Origin of the sequence: Cryobacterium sp. W22_MBD10_FK3 (genome assembly GCF_052113745.1) — a bacterium.
GTDB lineage: Bacteria > Actinomycetota > Actinomycetes > Actinomycetales > Microbacteriaceae > Cryobacterium.
Window position 1 is genome coordinate 1 of sequence record NZ_JBGQOH010000012.1, and the last position, 16,485, is coordinate 16,485.

Here is a 16,485-nt window from a genome sequence, read left to right on the forward strand (position 1 = left end):
CCCCCCCCCCCCCCCCCCCCTCCCCCCCCCCCCCCCCCCCCCCCCCCCCCCCCCCCCCCCCCCCCCCCCCCCCCCCCGCTACTCTGTGGGCATGAGTGAGACTCCCCGGGACTGGTCAGACACGCTTTTCGCCTTCGACACCGCCACGAGATGGTTCGTGGCCGTGACCGCCGGCATCGCCGAGCGCGCCGCCGGCGATGCCGCGGTCTGGGCGCAGCCGGGCCTGGGCGAGTGGACCGTGCGCGACCTCGTCGGGCACACCAGTCGGGCGCTGAGCACCATCGAGGCCTACCTCGACCTCGCGGCGGAGGAGGATGCCGCCGGAGTGGCCGCGCCCATCGAGGTGACCTCTCCTGCCGCTTACTACGAGCGGGCGCTCGCCGCGGGCACCCCCGAGGTGATCGCCCAGCGCGGCAGGGAGACCGCGTTGACCCTCGGCGCCGAGCCCGCGGCGGCGGTGGCGGCGCTCGCCGCCAGGGTGCTGGCGAGAGTGGCCACCCTCGATGGCTCCGAGCCGGCCGATACGCCGGCCGGGCGCATCCGCATCGCCGAGTACCTGCCGTCGCGCACGGTGGAACTCACGGTGCACACCAGCGACCTGCTGCAGAGTCAGGGGGTGCCGGCCGCCGAGCAGACCGTGCCCGAGCCCGCCGCCGCCGCGACCCTGCACGTGCTCGCCGACCTGGCCGCCCAGAAGGGCGTGGCCGCGCCCCTGCTGCGCGCCGCGACCGGCCGGGCGCCCCTGGCCGCCGGCTTCACGGTGCTCTAGGCCGGGCGCCGCTGGCCGCCGGCTTCACTGTGCTCTAAGCCGGGGCAGCCCCCGCCCCAACCCCAGGCTTGCCGTCAGACGACATGACTCGCCCGATTTTGCTAGTGGAGGGGCGTTCCGCACTAGCAAAAGTGGGCCACTCTCGTTGCGCCCTGCGATGACTGGCCGAATTTGCTAGTGCGAGGGGTGCCTTCACTAGCAAAAGTGGGCCAGTCTCGGGTGCGGGTGCGGGTGCGGGTGCGGGTGCGGGTGCGGGTGCGGGCGCGGTCTGCGGCCTCCGATGACTGGCCCGAATTTGCTAGTGCGAGGGGTGCCTGCACTAGCAAAAGTGGGCCACTCTCGTTGCGCCCTGCGATGACTGGCCCGAATTTGCTAGTGCGAGGGGTGCCTGGACTAGCAAAAGTGGGCCAGTCTCGGTGGGGTGGTCAGGGGAGGGCGGCCGCCTCGTGCGCCTGACGGGCGGCGTCGAGGGCGTCGAGCCTCTCGGCGAGGCGGTCGAGCACCGCATCGCGGTCGCCGAGCCACTCGGGCATCCACACCCGCTCCACTGCAGGCCAGCCCATCAGCCTGGACAGCACCTCGACGGGCAAGCCGTCCCGGTCCGACACCGTGCGGCGCGCGGCCCAGGTGGGGCCGTCGAGCAGTACCGCCATCACCGGATGCCCGGGCGCCCCGTTCGTGGCCACGCTGAGGTCGACCCTGAAGTCGGAGAGTCCCACGTCGGCCTGCACCGCGAAGCCGCGCTCGCGCAAAGCCTCGGCGATCTCCTCCCGGTGCCGGTCCAGCGCCGCCGACTGGCGCAGCGGGCTGGCGAGCCCGGCCGAGCCTCCGGCGGCCAGGTCCAGGTAGGCGCGCAGGTCCTTCACCCCGGCGGAGATGGTCTCCTCGGCGCGCAGGTCGGCGGGCGCGAAGCTGCTGAACACGATCACCTGGCGCCTGGCCCTGGTGATCGCCACGTTGAGGCGGCGCTCGCCGCCGGGCAGGTTGAGCGGACCGAAGTTCAGCGGCAGCCGGCCGGAGGCATCCGCGCTGAACGCCGTGGAGAACAGGATGGTGTCACGCTCGTCGCCCTGCACGTTCTCGAGGTTCTTCACGAACAGGCCGTCGGTATCGGTGTCGAGCGCGTGCACGATGCGCTCATCGCCGCTGTCGCGGAGGCTGCCCTCGATGAGGGCCCGCTGCTGCACATTGAAGGTGATCACGCCGATCGACGGGGTCTCCTCGGGGTCGCTCGCGAACCGGGCCAGGATCTCGGCCACGATGGCCTGGGCCTCGACCGGGTTCGTGCGCAGGGACTTGCCCGTGCCGCTCCGCAGGAAGGCACCGTCGACCCGGCGGAGGCTGACGCCGTACCCGGCCACGCCGACCGTCGACTCGGCGGCCGGCCCGGCGCCGAGCTCGGGGGCACCGTGGTGCGGCGCCGGGAACGACGACAGCCGGTCCCGGTAGTAGGCGCGGTTGCTGAACGCGATCAGCGACTCGTCCTGGCTGCGGTAGTGCCAGGAGAGCCACTTGCTCGGCACCTGGGCCTGCACGCACTCCGACAGGATCGACTCCTCGTCGCGCACGAACTCGAGGGTGTCTGCCTCGCCGTCGCCGGCGCCGATGGTCGACTCAGCGAACGAGGTGGGCGGCATCTGCTTGCTGTCGCCCACAACCACCACCGAGCGGGCCCGCCCCATGGCGCCCACGGCATCCGACACCCGCACCTGGGACGCCTCGTCGAAGACCACGATGTCGAACAGGCCGGCCTGGGCCGGGAAGAACCGGGCCACAGACTCCGGGCTCATCAGCATGCACGGCAGGATGTCGGTGATCAGGTCGCCGAACTCGTGCATGAGTTCCCGCACCCCCATGCCGCCGCGCTGCCGGTCCAGCTGGCGTTTGAGCAGGCCGAGCCGGGCGGCCGGGTCGGCCGTCGACGGGTCGGGTGCAGCGGTGGCCGGCTCGGCCGCCCCGATGGACCGCCGCCGCAGCACGCTGTAGGGGATGAAGGTGGGCAGGTGCCTGCGCACCGCGCCCGACGACGTGGTGAAGCGGGTGATCGAGCGGTTCTGGGCGGCGGCGTCGAACTGGTCCAGGGTGGTGGCCGTGCCGCGCTCGGCGACGGATGCGTTGGCGAGCCCCTTTTCGAACGCCAGGCCGGCGTCGTCGGCGTCGACCTCGCCGCGGAGCACCGCCGTGTGCGCGGCCGTGAGCCCGAGCCGGCGCAGCGGTTCCAGGTGCTCGAGCAGGGCGATCCACCGGGTGAGCGTGGGCAGCCCGGGCGCCTGGGCGTCCCGTTCCTCGCGGCCGCGGGACCAGACGGCGACGAGGCCGCCGTCCGCGGCCCAGCCCGCGATCGCGGCCGGTCCGGCGCCGGTGGCCGTCATCACGGCCTGCAGGGCGGTCAGGGCGCGGCCCAGTGCGGTGGCGAGCGCGGCGTCCGGTGCGGTGGTGGCGTCGAGGTAGTCGCGCAGGGCGGCCACGAAGTCGTCGCCGAGGTCGCGGTGCTCCGACGAGACCACACCGCCGGCCCAGCGCAGCCAGGCGAGGCGGGCGGCGAGTTCGTCCCGGCCGGTCTGCCCCGTCGGCGCCCCGGCGACGAGGGGGTTCCAGTCGTCCGCGATGCTGACACCGTCGACGGCGCGCACCAGGTCGCGCAGCGTGAGCAACTGCGCCTGGCTGTCGGCGAGCTGGCCGGTCACCGTCGAGAGGGAGCCCAGGGGCAGCTTGCTGCCGGGCTTCAGCTCGGCGGCCAGGCGCGCGAGCACGGCCTTCCGGCGGCCGCGGCGACCGAAGAAGCCCGACGCATCCGCCGCCTGGGCGTCACGATGCAGTGACGCGGCCTCCAGCCGCAGCGCACCGGGCTCAAGCACCGTCAGTGCCGGGTGCTCCGCCTGCACGAAGGCCGTGGTGCCCTGCTCGGCGGCGGCCGCGGCCGCCACCCAGTCTGCGGAGCGGGTGTGGTCGAGGGTGGCCAGCGGAATCCGGTCTGCGGCGGCGAGGCTGCTCAGGGTGACGAACTCGGTGGGGCTCGCCGCCGCGGCCACCGCCGTCGCCGTGGCGGTGGCGGCCGGCGACTCGGCCGGCCCGGCCTGTTCGCCGACCTGGGTCAGTGCGGCCAGCGCCTCGTCGAGCTCGAGCACGGCGCGGGCCACGGTGGTCAGGTCGAGCGGGTCGGCGGGCGGTGCGGTGATGAACGCCCACGGATGCTGCGGCCGAGGCCTCGCCGGATCGGTCACGTCGGGCAGGTCCCGCAGCATCCGCCGCAGCTCGTCGAGCTCGTCGGCGGTGATGCGCGTGGGCAGGTCGGCCGGCACGGGCAGGGCCCGCACGTCGTCGTCCGCGGTGAGCTGGGCGGTGCGGGCGGAGTAGAACGACAGACCGGCGGCGTTCTGTTCGTGCAGGCGGTCGGTGTACCGGGCCAGGCTGCGCCTTGCGGTGCCGAGCACGTCGAGGTCGTTCTTCAGCCCCTGGCCGTCCACGGACACCTCGTGCTCGAGGGCCTGCCGGATCTGGGCGCGCACGGCGGCCGGCTTGCTGGCCAAGGCGTGCAGGTCGAGGGCGAACGGCCCCATGCCCACCTCGTTCAGCCGGGCCTGCACCACCTGCAGCGCGGCGCGTTTCTCGGCGACGAACAGCACCTTCTTGCCCTCGTAGACGGCACGGGTGAGCAGGTTGGTGATGGTCTGCGATTTGCCGGTGCCTGGGGGGCCCTCGAGCACGAACGTGCGCTCGGCGATGGCCTCGGCGACCGCGGCGAGCTGCGACGAGTCGCCGGGCACCGGGCACTCGGCCCCGAGCGCATCGAGGTCGGCAGGTTCGGGCAGCGGCACCGGGTCGACGTACGGCTGGGTGGGGGTGTGCACAAGATGGTTCACCAGGGAGTTCTCGGCCAGGGTCGCCCAGTTCTCGTCGAGGTCCTTCCAGAGCCGGAACTTCGCGAACTGCAGGATCGACAGGTCGAGGGTTTCCTCCACCCGGTAGGGCAGCCCCGCGGCCAACAGCGCCTCGCGGGTGGCGCGGAACGCGGCCGCCAGGTCGATGCCCGCGGCGTCGTCGGCCGGGGTCGCCAGCCCGGGAATCGTGAGGCCGTGCTGCTGGCGGAGCTTCTCGAGCAGACAGTAATTGGGCGTGGACGCCCCCGACTCGTCCAGTCGCACCCTGTAGTCGCCGCCGCGGCCGGCGGGCTCGAGCGCCACCGGCACGAGCACCAGGGGGCTGCGCAGCTCCCGGTCGTTCGCGGTCCAGACCAGACTGCCGAAGGCCAGGTAGAGGTTGTTTGCGCCGGTCTCCTGCACCACGGTGCGGGCCTTGTAGGCCAGCGCGCGCAGCTTGGTGGCGTAGGCGGCGTCGGTGACGTCGGCGAACACCGCCTTCTTGTCGGCGAGCACGGCCGCGAGCTGGTCGGCGGGCAGGTCGCGGCCGAACCGGATGCCGCGCTCCCGGTCGGTCGTGGACATCCGGTCGGCGGGCAACAGGGTCAGCCCGGCACCGTCGGTGACGAGGTCTTCGACGGCGGCCAGCTGCCGGTCGGGCACGGTGAGGGCGAGGGCGCCGCGTTCGGTGAAATTGATCAGCCGGTTGCGCAGGCTCAGGTCGAGGAGGGCGTTCTTCCACTGGCTGATGCGGGGCGGCGTGCCCGGCGCCGTGGGGTCGGTGCTCGTGGCCGGCGTGGCGGGGGTCGTCGCATCCGTCGGAGCGACCTGGCTGCCGTCGCCCGGCGCGGCCGGCCGGTACTCGGTGACGACCACGGTGCCGTCGGCGGCCACGGTGCGGGCCGGCAGCGGCAGGATGTGCGTGCGGCGCGCCTGCACCACGTCGACGACGCCGATCACGGTGGAAAGGTCGGCCAGCCACTGCAGGTGGGGGGAGCGTTGCGCCTGGGCGAAGGTGACCGGACTGTGGATGTGCTGGTCGGTGACCTGGGTGGTCTCGACGAGCCGGATCAGGTCGAGGTCGATGAGGTTGATCACCTCGGCCACGTCGGTGAGCGCCGGAGAGCCGAGGGTCTCCTCCTCGCGCCAGTAGCCGAGGAAGGCGTGCCCGGAGACCACCCAGAGCAGCGGATGCAGCCCGGCCTGCTCGAGGGCGGCGGCCATCACGACCACGGTGTCGAGGCAGGTGCCCACGCCGGTGGTGCCGCCGTCGGGCGCGCGGCCGAGCACCTCGCCGGGCGTGCGCACCTTCTGGCCGTCGTCGGCCCAGCTGGCCGGCGGGGTGGCGTAACGGATGCCGCGGGCCCGCATGGCCACGAAGACGGCCTCGACCACCTGGTCGACGCGGTCGGGGCCCGACTGGTAACCGGGCATCGCTGCCGAGCCGGTGCGGGCCTCGAGCAGGGCGGCGGCCTCGCCCAGCAGGACAGCGATCTCGGGGTGGTTGGGCAGCACGTGCGCCGAGAGCATCTCCAGGGCCAGGTCCACCGGCTGGGCGATCCACTGCTGCGCGGCGAGCAGCTGAATCGGCACCGAGGCCTCGGCCACGGCGACCCCGTCGACGAGCAGGCCGGCCCGGATCTCGGCCGGCCGCTGCTCCTCGATGAGCAGCATGGCGGCCGGGTCGACGGTGAGCGAGACATCCGTGAAGGTGGCGGTGCGCTCGGCGGCCAGGTCCACGAGGAGGTCGCGGGCGGTGCCGAGGGTGGCGCCGTCGCTCTGTACCTCGAGCCGCAGCACGGCCTCGCGCACGGCCGGCCCACGGTTGTCGACGCCCACCCGGCCGACGACGTTGATGCGGTTGTGCGCCAGGGCGTAGCTGAGCACCGGCGTCGCCGTGAGGGTGAGGGAGATCTCCGTGTTGCTGGCGGTGCCGATGGTGTTGATGGCGATGTCGCCGGCAGTGGCGGGCGCGGGGGAGTCCGGGCTGGTCGGTGCCGTCTCGGTCGATGCCATCGGGGTGCTCCTCGTGTCGTGCGGGTGTGGTGCCTACGCTGCGCGTGCTCTGGTCCCCCCACCTGGGGGTCCATTCAATCATCGGCGAGGTGAGCCCGTCCGGGCGGACCTCGCCCGCGAACCGGCCGGTGTGTCTCGCGCCACGGGCGGGAGGCACCCTCGATCCGCCGGGAGGGCCCAACTCTGCTAAGATCTTGAGGTTGCCGTTCAACGGCCGCGGACAAAGAGAGCTCAGGCATTCTGCCCCGAGCACCGCGCAGTGAGAGAAAGGGGATCCCATCTATGGCACTCGAAGCTAATGCTAAGAAGGCGATCATCGAAAAGTACGCTACCCACCCAGGCGACACGGGTTCCCCCGAAGTTCAGATTGCCATGCTCACGCAGCGCATTCTCGACCTCACGGAGCACCTCAAAGAGCACAAGCACGACCACCACTCGCGTCGTGGCCTGCTCCTCCTGGTTGGTCAGCGTCGCCGTTTGCTCGGCTACCTGTCCGATGTGGACATCAACCGTTACCGCTCGCTCATCGAGCGTCTCGGCCTGCGCCGCTAACGCACGTAGCCGAATGGTTCGCTGATAACGCGATCTTCTTCGAAACGGGCCGTCACCTTTGAGGTGGCGGCCCGTTTTGTGTACCCGGATGCGGCCGGCCGCGACGCTCAGACGGGCTCGGCCGGCAGATCGAGCTGCCGGGTGTAGTACCCCCAGGGGAATGTCGTATCGCGCACCAGGTGCCAGCCGTCGGCTTCGAGGTGCAGTCTGGCCGCGCTTCCAGGTGACCACAGCAGCCGGCGGTGCTCCCACTGCCGGTCGGACGACTCCAACACGTGAGACATCGTGCCGTAGTCGACAACGTGCCACCCGCGGCGGCCCTCGTCGGCGAGCAGGGCCATTTCGTCGAACGCCGTCACCGGACCGATCACCTTTCGACTCGGCTGGCCAGGCCCGCCCGGCCGGCCGGTTGCCGTGACGGTCGTGCTGGAGAACCGCTGCTGGGCGGCCTGCCGACTCACGCCGAGCAACCGGCCGAGCGTGTCCCAGCTGTGCCCCGCGGCGCGAGCGCCGGAGATCGACTCCCGGAGCAGCCGGCTGGTCTCCTCCGCGGCGGTGCGGCTGGCACTGACCAGCCGCAGGTACGCATCCGGGTCGCCTTCGAGGTCAGCACGGAGCCCGGCCGGCGTGCCCAGCACCGCCTCGGCGACGGCATCGCGCACCGCGGTCGCTTCCGCGGGAGTCAGCGCGTGCCGGGAGTGATCGGAGGGTTGCGCCATCATCGCTGGTCAGTGCCGTCGTCGTCGGTGGCTACCCGTAGTGGTTCGAGGTCGTCGAGTGCCGCCGCATCGCGTCGTCTGGCCATCAGCTTGCGGCCGATCTCGGTCCACAGCACGACGCACACCAGGAGCATGCAGATGGCACCGGTGAAGAAGCCGAAAACGCCGTCGGCAGCGTCGTCGTCGACCAGCACGGCCGCCCCGGAGAGCGCGGCGATGACGACGACTGCGGCCGCAATGGCGGGACCGTACCAGCGTGGGCGGGGGAAGGAAGCGGCTGAATTCATGTGTCAAGGATGCCTTGACGCTGCGACAATGTCAAGTATTTCTTGACACCTGCCACTCTGCTGTCGGTGCGTCCTCCCGCGCGATCCTCCCGCGAGAGCGGGGGTGTGGTTGCTTCGGCAGCGCGGAGGCGACCACATGGCCGCTCTCGCGGGATGCGGCGTGCCCCCGTAGCGCGAGACCGGGCAAGCGGCAACAGTGGAGGGATGAACGACTTCGTCAACTCACCCACCGGCGACCCGCGGGGCTTCGACAAGAGGCGCCACGGGGCCCCCTCGGGCTTCTTCGAGGCCGAGGCCGCCGGCCTGGTCTGGCTCGCGGTGCCCGGAGGGGTGCGCACGGCGCAGGTGATCGACCTGGAGCCCGGGCATATCGTGCTGGAGACCGTCGATGAGGTACCGCCCACCCCGGCCGCCGCCCGCACCTTCGGGGCCGAGCTCTCGGTGACCCACTCCGCCGGGGCACCGGCGTTCGGCGCCCCGCCGGATAACTGGAGCGGCCCGCTGTTCATCGGCAATCGCAGCCTCCCGGCCGCGTACGAAAGCACCTGGGGAGCGTTCTACGCCCGCTACCGGGTGCTGCCGTATCTGGACATCGCCGTCGACGTGGGCGGGATCACGGCCAGGCAGGCCGAGGCCGTGCATGCCGCCTGTGCCCGCATCGGGGCCGGCGACTTCGACGACGGCGCCCCGCCCGCCCGGGTGCACGGTGACCTCTGGACCGGCAACGTGCTCTGGTCGGCCGATGGCGTGGTGTTGATCGACCCGGCCGCGCACGGTGGCCACCGCGAGACCGATCTGGCGATGCTGGCCCTCTTCGGCTGCCCGTACCTCGAGGAGATCACCGCCGGCTACGAGTCGGCGTCTCCGCTTCGGCCGGGCTGGCGGTCGCGCACACCGCTGCACCAGCTGCATCCGCTGGCCGTGCATGCCGCCGGGCACGGTGCGGCGTACGGCCGGGCGCTCGAGCAGGCCGCCGAAGCGGTGCTCGAGCTGCCCAGTGTGGCCCGGCCCGAGTAACCGGTTCCGCCCCGCCTGGCTCACTTCGGGCCAGCCCACCCCGTGCATCCGCTCGTCGAGTTGCGGCACAAGCCCCCATGGGCGCCTCCGATGGGTGCATCCGGCGCAACTCGCGGATGTCTCTCTCCCTGAGTTGCGGCAACGTGCCCCATGAGTGCGGGCAAAGTGAAGGGGGAGTTTGCCGCAACTCGGCGACGGGCAGGGTGCCACTCACCCGGATGCGGGCGGCGGAGCCGACGTTGTGTGACTACGGGGTCTGGCCGGCGTGGGCGCCCTCGCGCGCCTCTTCGATCACCTTCGCGTTGAAGGCGGGCAGGTCGGCCGGGGTGCGACTGGAGACCAGGCCCTGATCGACCACCACCTCTTCATCGACCCAGGTGGCGCCCGCGTTTCGCAGGTCGGTCTTCAGGCTCGGGTAAGACGTGAGGGTGCGCCCCTCGATCACTCCGGCCTCGATCAGAATCCAGGCGGCATGGCAGATGGCCGACACCGGCTTGTGCTCGGCGAAAAAGTCCCTGGTGAAGGCGATCGCGTTTTCATCCAGGCGCAGGTGGTCGGCGTTCACCACCCCGCCGGGCAGCACGAGGGCGTCGAAATCCGCGGCCTTCGCATCGGCGACGGCGAGGTCGACGTACTGGGAGTGGCCCTTCTTGCCGGTGACGCTCTCGGTGGCGGGGGAGACGAGCACGGCGGTGGCGCCGGCATCCGTCACGGCCTGCCAGGGGCTGCTGAGCTCGCTGTCTTCGTAGCCGTCCGTGAGTAGGAAGGCGATGCGCTTGCCGGACAGTTCGGTGGTCGTCATGAGGTTCTCCTTGTCATCGGTGGGTACGGCATGAGTCGATTCCACGCTAGCCACGACCGCGGGGCCGACCGAGAATACTCACGAAACGTGAAGGTTTCGCCCAGCCGGCCCCAGGCCGCAGGCGGTCCTGTGCAAGGCATCGCACATCGCGGCGGTGCCCGCTAGGGACTTTTGGTCTGCCGCTCGGGAACCCGTCGCCCTAAACTTGAGCTTTACACGGAACGGAACCCCTCATGAGTCTCTGGCGTACGAAGAGCATCGAGTCATCGATAGCGGATTCCCTGGAAAAGGGGCACAGCCTCAAACGCACCCTGGGCACCTGGGACCTGATGGTCATGGGCGTGGCCGTGGCGGTGGGCGCAGGCATCTTCTCGGTGGGCGCCAAGGCGGCAGGCAGCTACGCCGGCCCATCCGTGACGCTGGCCTTCGTGCTCGCCGCGGTCACCTGCGCTCTCGCGATCATGTGTTACGCCGAGTTCGCCTCCGCGGTGCCGGTCGCCGGCTCCGCCTACACCTTCACCTACGCCACCCTCGGCGAACTGCTGGCCTGGATCATCGGCTGGGACCTGATCCTGGAGATGCTCACCGCCGCCGCCGTGATCGCCAAGTACTGGGGCATCTACCTCAGCAACGTCTTCGAGCTCTGGAACTGGAACGTCCCCGACACCATCACCGTGCTCGGCCTCAACGTGAGCTGGGGCGCCTTCGTGATCGTCGCCATCTTCACCACCCTGCTGGTGCTGGGCACCCAGCTCTCCGCCCGGGTCGCCAGCGTGTTCACCATCATCAAGGTGGCGATCGTGCTGTTCGTCATCGTGGTCGGCGCCTTCTTCATCAACCCGGCCAACTACTCGCCGTTCATCCCCGAGTCCGTGCCCACCACGGATGGCGTCGGCAGCGACGTCTGGACCCAGTCGCTGTTCTCCTTCATGACCGGCGCCGCGCCCGCGCAGTACGGCATCTTCGGCCTGCTCGCCGGCGCCTCGCTGGTGTTCTTCGCCTTCATCGGCTTCGACGTGGTTGCCACCAGCGCCGAAGAGGTCAAGAACCCGCAGAAGACCCTGCCGCGCGGCATCTTCGCGGGCCTGGCCATCGTCACCGTTCTCTACGTGGGCGTCAGCCTGGTGCTCACCGGCATGGTGCCGTACACCGTGCTCGCAGACGACCCCAACGCCTCGCTGGCCACGGCCTTCGTCGCGGTCGGTGCCGGATGGGCCGCTCAGGTCATTTCCATCGGCATCCTGGCCGGCCTCACCACGGTGATCATGGTGCTGCTGCTCGGGCTGAGCCGGGTGCTGTTCGCCATGAGCCGCGACGGCCTGCTGCCGCGCTGGCTGAGCGTCACCTCGGAGAAGCGCCGCACACCGGTGCGCATCCAGATCATCACCGGAGCCGCAGTGGCGCTGATCGCCGGGCTCACCGACGTGGGTGTGCTCGAAGAGATGATCAACATCGGCACGCTCTCGGCATTCGTGCTCGTGAGCATCGCCGTCGTGGTGCTGCGCAAGAAGCGCCCCGACCTCAAGCGGTCGTTCCAGGTGCCGTGGTCGCCGTTCCTGCCGATCCTCTCGGCCGTGCTCTGCTTCTGGCTGATGCTCAACCTCACTACCCTCACCTGGGCGCGATTCGGTGTCTGGCTGCTGCTCGGTTTCATCGTGTACTTCGCCTACGGCCGCCGGCACTCGCTGGTGGGCATCAACGCCAAGCTTCTCGTCGACGCCACCGAACGCGAAGAGCTCCAAGCCGAGAAGCGGGCGATCAAGGGCGAGTAGCTCCGTAACTGTTCCCGAAACGGACCTGTGCACCCGGCGCACCGGACGCAAATGTCCGCTTCGGCAACAGAAACCCGTCGGTTGCCGTGATGGGGAGCGGGGCCTCGCGCTGCCGCTTGGGGCGGAGTAGCGTTTTTTGCGGATCGCCCGTTCGAACCGGACGGGCGTGCGAGCCGCAGCCCGGAGGAAGATCCCATGCACCGGCACTCGGAGTGATCAGCCGTGACGGCGTCGCTGCTGCTCGCCCTCGACCTCGTTGCGGCCATCGTCACCGCCGGGGCGTGGATCGGCGCCGCGGTTCTGGCGGCTGGGCTGGGCGCGCGCGGGTCGCCCGCGGCTGACCCCCGCCCGCCGGATGCCGCCCGCCCGCCGAGTGACGCGCACTCGCCGCACCCGCACCCGCCGCCGACGACCCGTCAGCGCCGGGTCGCCTGGCTCGTGATCGCCCTGTTCGGCGTCGGCGCCCTGGGTCTTCTCGCCCAGGTGTTCTGCACCGCCCTGCTCGCCGGTCACGGTTGGTGGTTCGTTCAGGAGAAGGTGGTGTTCGCGCTGCCGGTGGCCGTCGCCGCGTCGGTCGCCGTCGGCGTGCTCGCCGTCCCCGAGCTGGTGGCCGTGGCCCGCGGCATCCGCCCCGCTCCCGGCGCGCACGGCCGAGCGGCTCTTGTCGGTGCTGCCGCGGCCGGCGCCGCCGGGATCATCGCCCGGCTGGTGATCGGCTATCCGTTGGAGCTCATTCCGGCGCTGGTGCTGCTGGCGCTCGTGCTCCTGAGCGCCGCGCTGGCCTGGGCTGTGGGCGCGGGGCGGCCGACGCGGGTGGTCACCGGGCTCGCAGCATTCTGCGTGCTCGTCGTCGCGGCATCCCTCGGAGTGGTGTGGCTCGGCAGCGTCGCAGCGCCGGGGGCGTTGTCGGCGACCCACGAACACGGCGCCGCCGACCCGGCGACGGCACCGCCGGGCGGCGTGTCGGTGACCGACCTGCGCACACCCGCCGACACGCCGGGCACCCTACGATCCTTCGACCTCACGGCGCAGCAGCAGCGGGTGACGCTTGCTTCGGGCAAGAGCGTGGCGGCGTGGACCTACGGGTCGCTGCCCGGCCCGGAACTGCGGGTCACCCAGGGCGACCTGGTCGAGGTGACTCTGCACAACGCCGACATCGAGGAGGGCGTCACCATCCACTGGCACGGCTACGACGTGCCGGCCGGCGAGGACGGCGTCGCCGGGGTCACCCAGGACGCCGTGCTGCCCGGCGACTCGTTCACCTACAGGTTCGCGGCCACCGACACCGGCACCTACTGGTATCACACCCACCAGGTGTCGGCCGATGGTGTGCGGCGCGGACTGTTCGGCACCCTGGTGGTGCTGCCGCCGGCCGGGGTCGCCGAATCGGTCGACCTCACGGTGCCGCTGCACACGCTGAGCACCGCGGTGATCCTCGGCGATTCCGATGTGGCGTCGGCCCGGGATGTCGCCGCCGGGCAATCCGTGCGGCTGCGGCTGGTCAACACCGACCAGGTGCCGCACCGCTTCACCCTCGACGGAGCCCCGTTCACCGTGGTCGCCGCAGACGGCCGCGACCTGGCCGGCGGCACGCCGGTCGCCGGCCAGGCGCTCCGGGTCCCCGCGGGCGGGCGACTGGATGTCTCGGTGACGGTGCCGGAGACCGGTGTGCGCCTCAGCAGCAACGCTTCGACGACGGCCATCCTCACGCTCGGGCCGGCCGAAACGGCGGCGCCCCCGGCGGCCCCCGCATCCGGCGACCTCGACCTGCTGCGCTACGGCACGCCCACCGACCAGGCGCTGCCGGCCGGAGCCGGCCGGGTGGAGGCGACCATGGTCCTGGACCGCAACCCCCGGTTCCTGGCCGGCCGGCCCGCCTACGGGTACACCGTCAACGGTCAGGTGTTCCCGCACATTCCGAGCATCGAGGTGAGCGAGGGGAACACGGTGCGGCTCACGGTGGTCAACCGTGGGCTGGAGACGCATCCGATGCACGTGCACGGCCATCATGTGCGGGTGCTGTCGCGGGACGGCCGCCCGTCGACCGGGGCGCCGCTCTGGCTGGACACCTTCGACGTGCAGCCAGGCGAGGTGTGGGTGGTCGAAACCACCGCCGACAACCCGGGCATCTGGATGGACCACTGCCACAACCTCGACCACGCTGCCGAGGGGATGATGATGGCGCTGACCTACCGGGGCGTGACGAGCCCGTTCGAGCAGGGCGGCCCGCACGGCAACCGGTCCGAGTGACCGGGCGCGGCATGGCCGGCCCGGTTCGGTCAGGCCGAGTCGTCCAGCGCGGTGCGCTCAGCTGCCGGCGTGCGTACGCTCTTCGCGCCGCTCGGCTGCGTCCCGACCATCCTGGCACCCGTCTCGGCCAGGCCGAGGATGACGAAGGCGTTGATGCCGTGCAACAGGCCGAGGCCGGGAACGTCGAACGAGGTGTAGCCGAGGAACAACTGCACCAGGACGGCCACCAGCAGCCAGACCGCCCAGCTGATGCCGATGCGAGCGATCAGCGCGATCACGAGCACGGTGAGCACCAGCAGCGGGATGACCAGCTGGCCCACGGCGCTGTGCACAATGAAGCCGGTGACGCCCGACTCCACCGAGACGGTACCGCCCTCGTCGGAGGCATTGAGGATTGCGAACGTTGACCACGCGATCACGGCGGCCTGCACAACGACGCAGACAGCGATGATGTGGCACACGATCTGATAGGCCCTGCGCATGGCAGGCCTCCTTCCGGTCGACCGGAACCCAGATCGAAGCCGATCCAGGCTTCGCGGGCAGCGTACGCCCGGACGCCGGGGCCGGTCAACGGGGCCGACCGGCCCCCTCCTAGAGCCTGTAGAGCCGGGCCTCCCAGGGGCGGAGCGCCGCGGAACCGTCACCGGGGTAGTTGCCCAGCAGCAGCTCGGCGCCCGAGATGTCGTCGGGCAGCCAGTCGCCCTGCACGGTCAACGGGGCATCCGAGACGTTGGCCAGCACCAGCAGCGTCTGGCCGTTCAGGATGCGCGTGAACGCGTAGAGCCGGTCGTGGTCGGGGGCGATCAGTGTGAAGGCACCGAGCGCGACCACGGGATCGGAGTGGCGCAGTTCGATCAGCCGCTGGTAGAAACCGAAAACGCTGCGGGCAGCCGCGCGGTCGGCCGCCACGTTGATGGTGCGGTAGTTCGGGTTCGCCGCCAGCCACGGGGTGCCGGTGCTGAACCCGGCGTGCTCGGAGTCATCCCACTGCATCGGTGTGCGGGCGTTGTCGCGGCCCATGGCGTGCACCCCGGCCAGCACACTCGCCGGAGACTGGTCGAACTGCTCCACGGCCTCCCGGTAGTGGTTGAGCGATTCGATGTCGCGGTAGTGCTCGATGCCGTCGAACCGCACGTTCGTCATGCCGATCTCTTCGCCCTGATAGATATAGGGCGTGCCACGGTGCAGGTGCAGTACCAGCGCCCACAGCGTGGCCGACTCGTAGCGGAAATCGGTGTCATTGCCGAACCGTGACACCAGCCGGGGCTGGTCGTGGTTGTTCAGGTACAGGCTGTTCCAGCCGGTCTCGGCCAGGCCGTCCTGCCACCGGGCCAGGCTCTTCTTCAGCGGCACCAGGTCGCGGGGCAGCGGGTCGAACTTGTGGCTGCCCTGGTCGAGCGAGACGTGCTCGAACTGGAAGATCATGTCGACCTCGGCGCGTGCGGCATCCGTGAACAGCACGGCATCGTCGATGCTCACCCCGGGCATCTCGCCCACGGTGAGGTGCTCGCCGGTGCGGCCGGCGAACACGGCTCGGTGCATCTCCTGCAGGTAGTCGTGGATCTGCGCGCCCATCGGGGAGCCGCCGCCCGTCGACGCTGCCGGTCCGCTGACCAGCTCCACCTGCTTGGCGATGAAGTTGATCACGTCCATCCTGAACCCGTCGACGCCGCGGTCCAGCCACCAGTTCATCATGTCGTAGACCGCGCTCCGCACCTCAGGGTTCTCCCAGTTGAGGTCGGGCTGCTGGGTGGCGAACAGGTGCAGGTAGTACTCACCCGTCGTCTCGTCGAGGGTCCAGGCCGGGCCGGAGAACGCGCTGCCCCAACCGTTGGGCTCGGCGCCGTCGGCGCCGGGCTGCCGCCACCAGTACCAGTCGCGCTTGGGGTTGTCCAGTGACGAGCGCGACTCGACGAACCACGGATGCTCGTCGCTGGTGTGGTTGACCACCAGGTCCATCACGATCTTGAGGCCGCGCTCGTGGGCCTCGGCCAACAGCAGGTCGAACTCGGCCAGGCTGCCGAACACCGGGTCGATGTCCTGGTAGTCGCGAATGTCGTAGCCGTTGTCGTGCTGCGGCGACGGGTACACCGGGGAGAGCCAGATCGCGTCGACGCCGAGCTCGGCGAGATAGTCCAGCTTGCCGCGCACACCGCCGAGGTCGCCGATACCGTCGCCGTTGGAGTCGGCGAAGCTGCGCGGATAGACCTGATAGACCACGGCGGTGGTCCACCACGGGGCCGCGGCGGACGGGGCGTCGCTGGGCGCGGGGGCGGAGCGCGCGGGCACGGTGCGGTTGTCGAGACTGGTCACGGGGTCCTCCCAAGCCGGGAGGTCCAGCGCGGGCGAGCCCGGGCCATCCGGCGTCACACGAATTGGTTGCCTGCAGAAATAATCGTCCGTCCAATGTAGCGTCCGGGGCTCGGCTGGCACCACTCTGG

At 71.0% G+C, this 16,485-nt stretch carries 11 protein-coding genes; 5 read left to right on the top strand and 6 right to left on the bottom strand.

Annotation, left to right across the window (positions count from 1 at the left end; translation table 11 throughout):
• The first annotated feature begins 91 nt into the window (after positions 1-91).
• A complete protein-coding gene (locus tag ACEN2M_RS12125) occupies positions 92-769 on the top strand; it encodes a maleylpyruvate isomerase N-terminal domain-containing protein (protein WP_441648387.1) in 678 nt (225 codons plus the stop codon).
• Positions 770-1,194: 425 nt separating this feature from the next.
• Here ACEN2M_RS12125 and ACEN2M_RS12130 read toward each other — a convergent pair whose 3' ends face one another.
• The gene (locus ACEN2M_RS12130) at positions 1,195-6,645 is read right to left on the bottom strand and encodes a DUF4011 domain-containing protein (RefSeq protein WP_441648388.1); all 5,451 of its coding nucleotides are present in this window, start codon (positions 6,643-6,645) and stop codon (positions 1,195-1,197) included.
• Positions 6,646-6,927: 282 nt separating this feature from the next.
• On the opposite strand from ACEN2M_RS12130, the gene rpsO reads away from it, so the two are divergent.
• Positions 6,928-7,197 carry a 30S ribosomal protein S15 gene (gene rpsO / locus ACEN2M_RS12135; protein WP_066594293.1) on the top strand — a complete coding sequence of 90 codons (270 nt, stop codon included), beginning with the start codon at positions 6,928-6,930 and terminating at the stop codon, positions 7,195-7,197.
• Between the two features lie 107 nt (positions 7,198-7,304).
• Here rpsO and ACEN2M_RS12140 read toward each other — a convergent pair whose 3' ends face one another.
• Both ACEN2M_RS12140 and ACEN2M_RS12145 read right to left on the bottom strand, forming a co-directional pair.
• Positions 7,305-7,919: a hypothetical protein gene (locus tag ACEN2M_RS12140; protein ID WP_441648389.1), complete on the bottom strand. Its 615-nt coding sequence runs from the start codon at positions 7,917-7,919 to the stop codon at positions 7,305-7,307.
• Positions 7,916-8,203, bottom strand: a complete 288-nt coding sequence (locus ACEN2M_RS12145) for a hypothetical protein (RefSeq protein ID WP_441648390.1) — start codon at positions 8,201-8,203, stop codon at positions 7,916-7,918. The genes ACEN2M_RS12140 and ACEN2M_RS12145 overlap by 4 nt, the downstream gene beginning before the upstream one ends.
• 204 nt (positions 8,204-8,407) lie before the next feature.
• On the opposite strand from ACEN2M_RS12145, the gene ACEN2M_RS12150 reads away from it, so the two are divergent.
• Positions 8,408-9,220 (top strand): fructosamine kinase family protein, encoded by an 813-nt coding sequence (locus ACEN2M_RS12150; protein WP_441648391.1) that lies wholly within the window; start codon positions 8,408-8,410, stop codon positions 9,218-9,220.
• A 247-nt stretch (positions 9,221-9,467) separates the two neighbouring features.
• Here ACEN2M_RS12150 and ACEN2M_RS12155 read toward each other — a convergent pair whose 3' ends face one another.
• Positions 9,468-10,022 (bottom strand): type 1 glutamine amidotransferase domain-containing protein, encoded by a 555-nt coding sequence (locus ACEN2M_RS12155; protein ID WP_441648392.1) that lies wholly within the window; start codon positions 10,020-10,022, stop codon positions 9,468-9,470.
• Between the two features lie 233 nt (positions 10,023-10,255).
• On the opposite strand from ACEN2M_RS12155, the gene ACEN2M_RS12160 reads away from it, so the two are divergent.
• Complete coding sequence (locus ACEN2M_RS12160) at positions 10,256-11,794, top strand: amino acid permease (RefSeq protein ID WP_441648393.1); 1,539 nt, start codon at positions 10,256-10,258, stop codon at positions 11,792-11,794.
• 222 nt (positions 11,795-12,016) lie between these two features.
• A complete protein-coding gene (locus tag ACEN2M_RS12165; protein WP_441648394.1) occupies positions 12,017-14,044 on the top strand; it encodes a multicopper oxidase family protein in 2,028 nt (675 codons plus the stop codon).
• Positions 14,045-14,073: 29 nt separating this feature from the next.
• Here ACEN2M_RS12165 and ACEN2M_RS12170 read toward each other — a convergent pair whose 3' ends face one another.
• Together ACEN2M_RS12170 and ACEN2M_RS12175 are read right to left on the bottom strand one after the other, a co-directional pair.
• Positions 14,074-14,526 (bottom strand): hypothetical protein, encoded by a 453-nt coding sequence (locus ACEN2M_RS12170; RefSeq protein ID WP_441648395.1) that lies wholly within the window; start codon positions 14,524-14,526, stop codon positions 14,074-14,076.
• 109 nt (positions 14,527-14,635) lie between these two features.
• Entirely contained in the window at positions 14,636-16,357 is a 1,722-nt protein-coding gene (locus ACEN2M_RS12175; RefSeq protein ID WP_441648396.1) for a glycoside hydrolase family 13 protein, read from the bottom strand.
• Positions 16,358-16,485 lie beyond the last annotated feature (128 nt).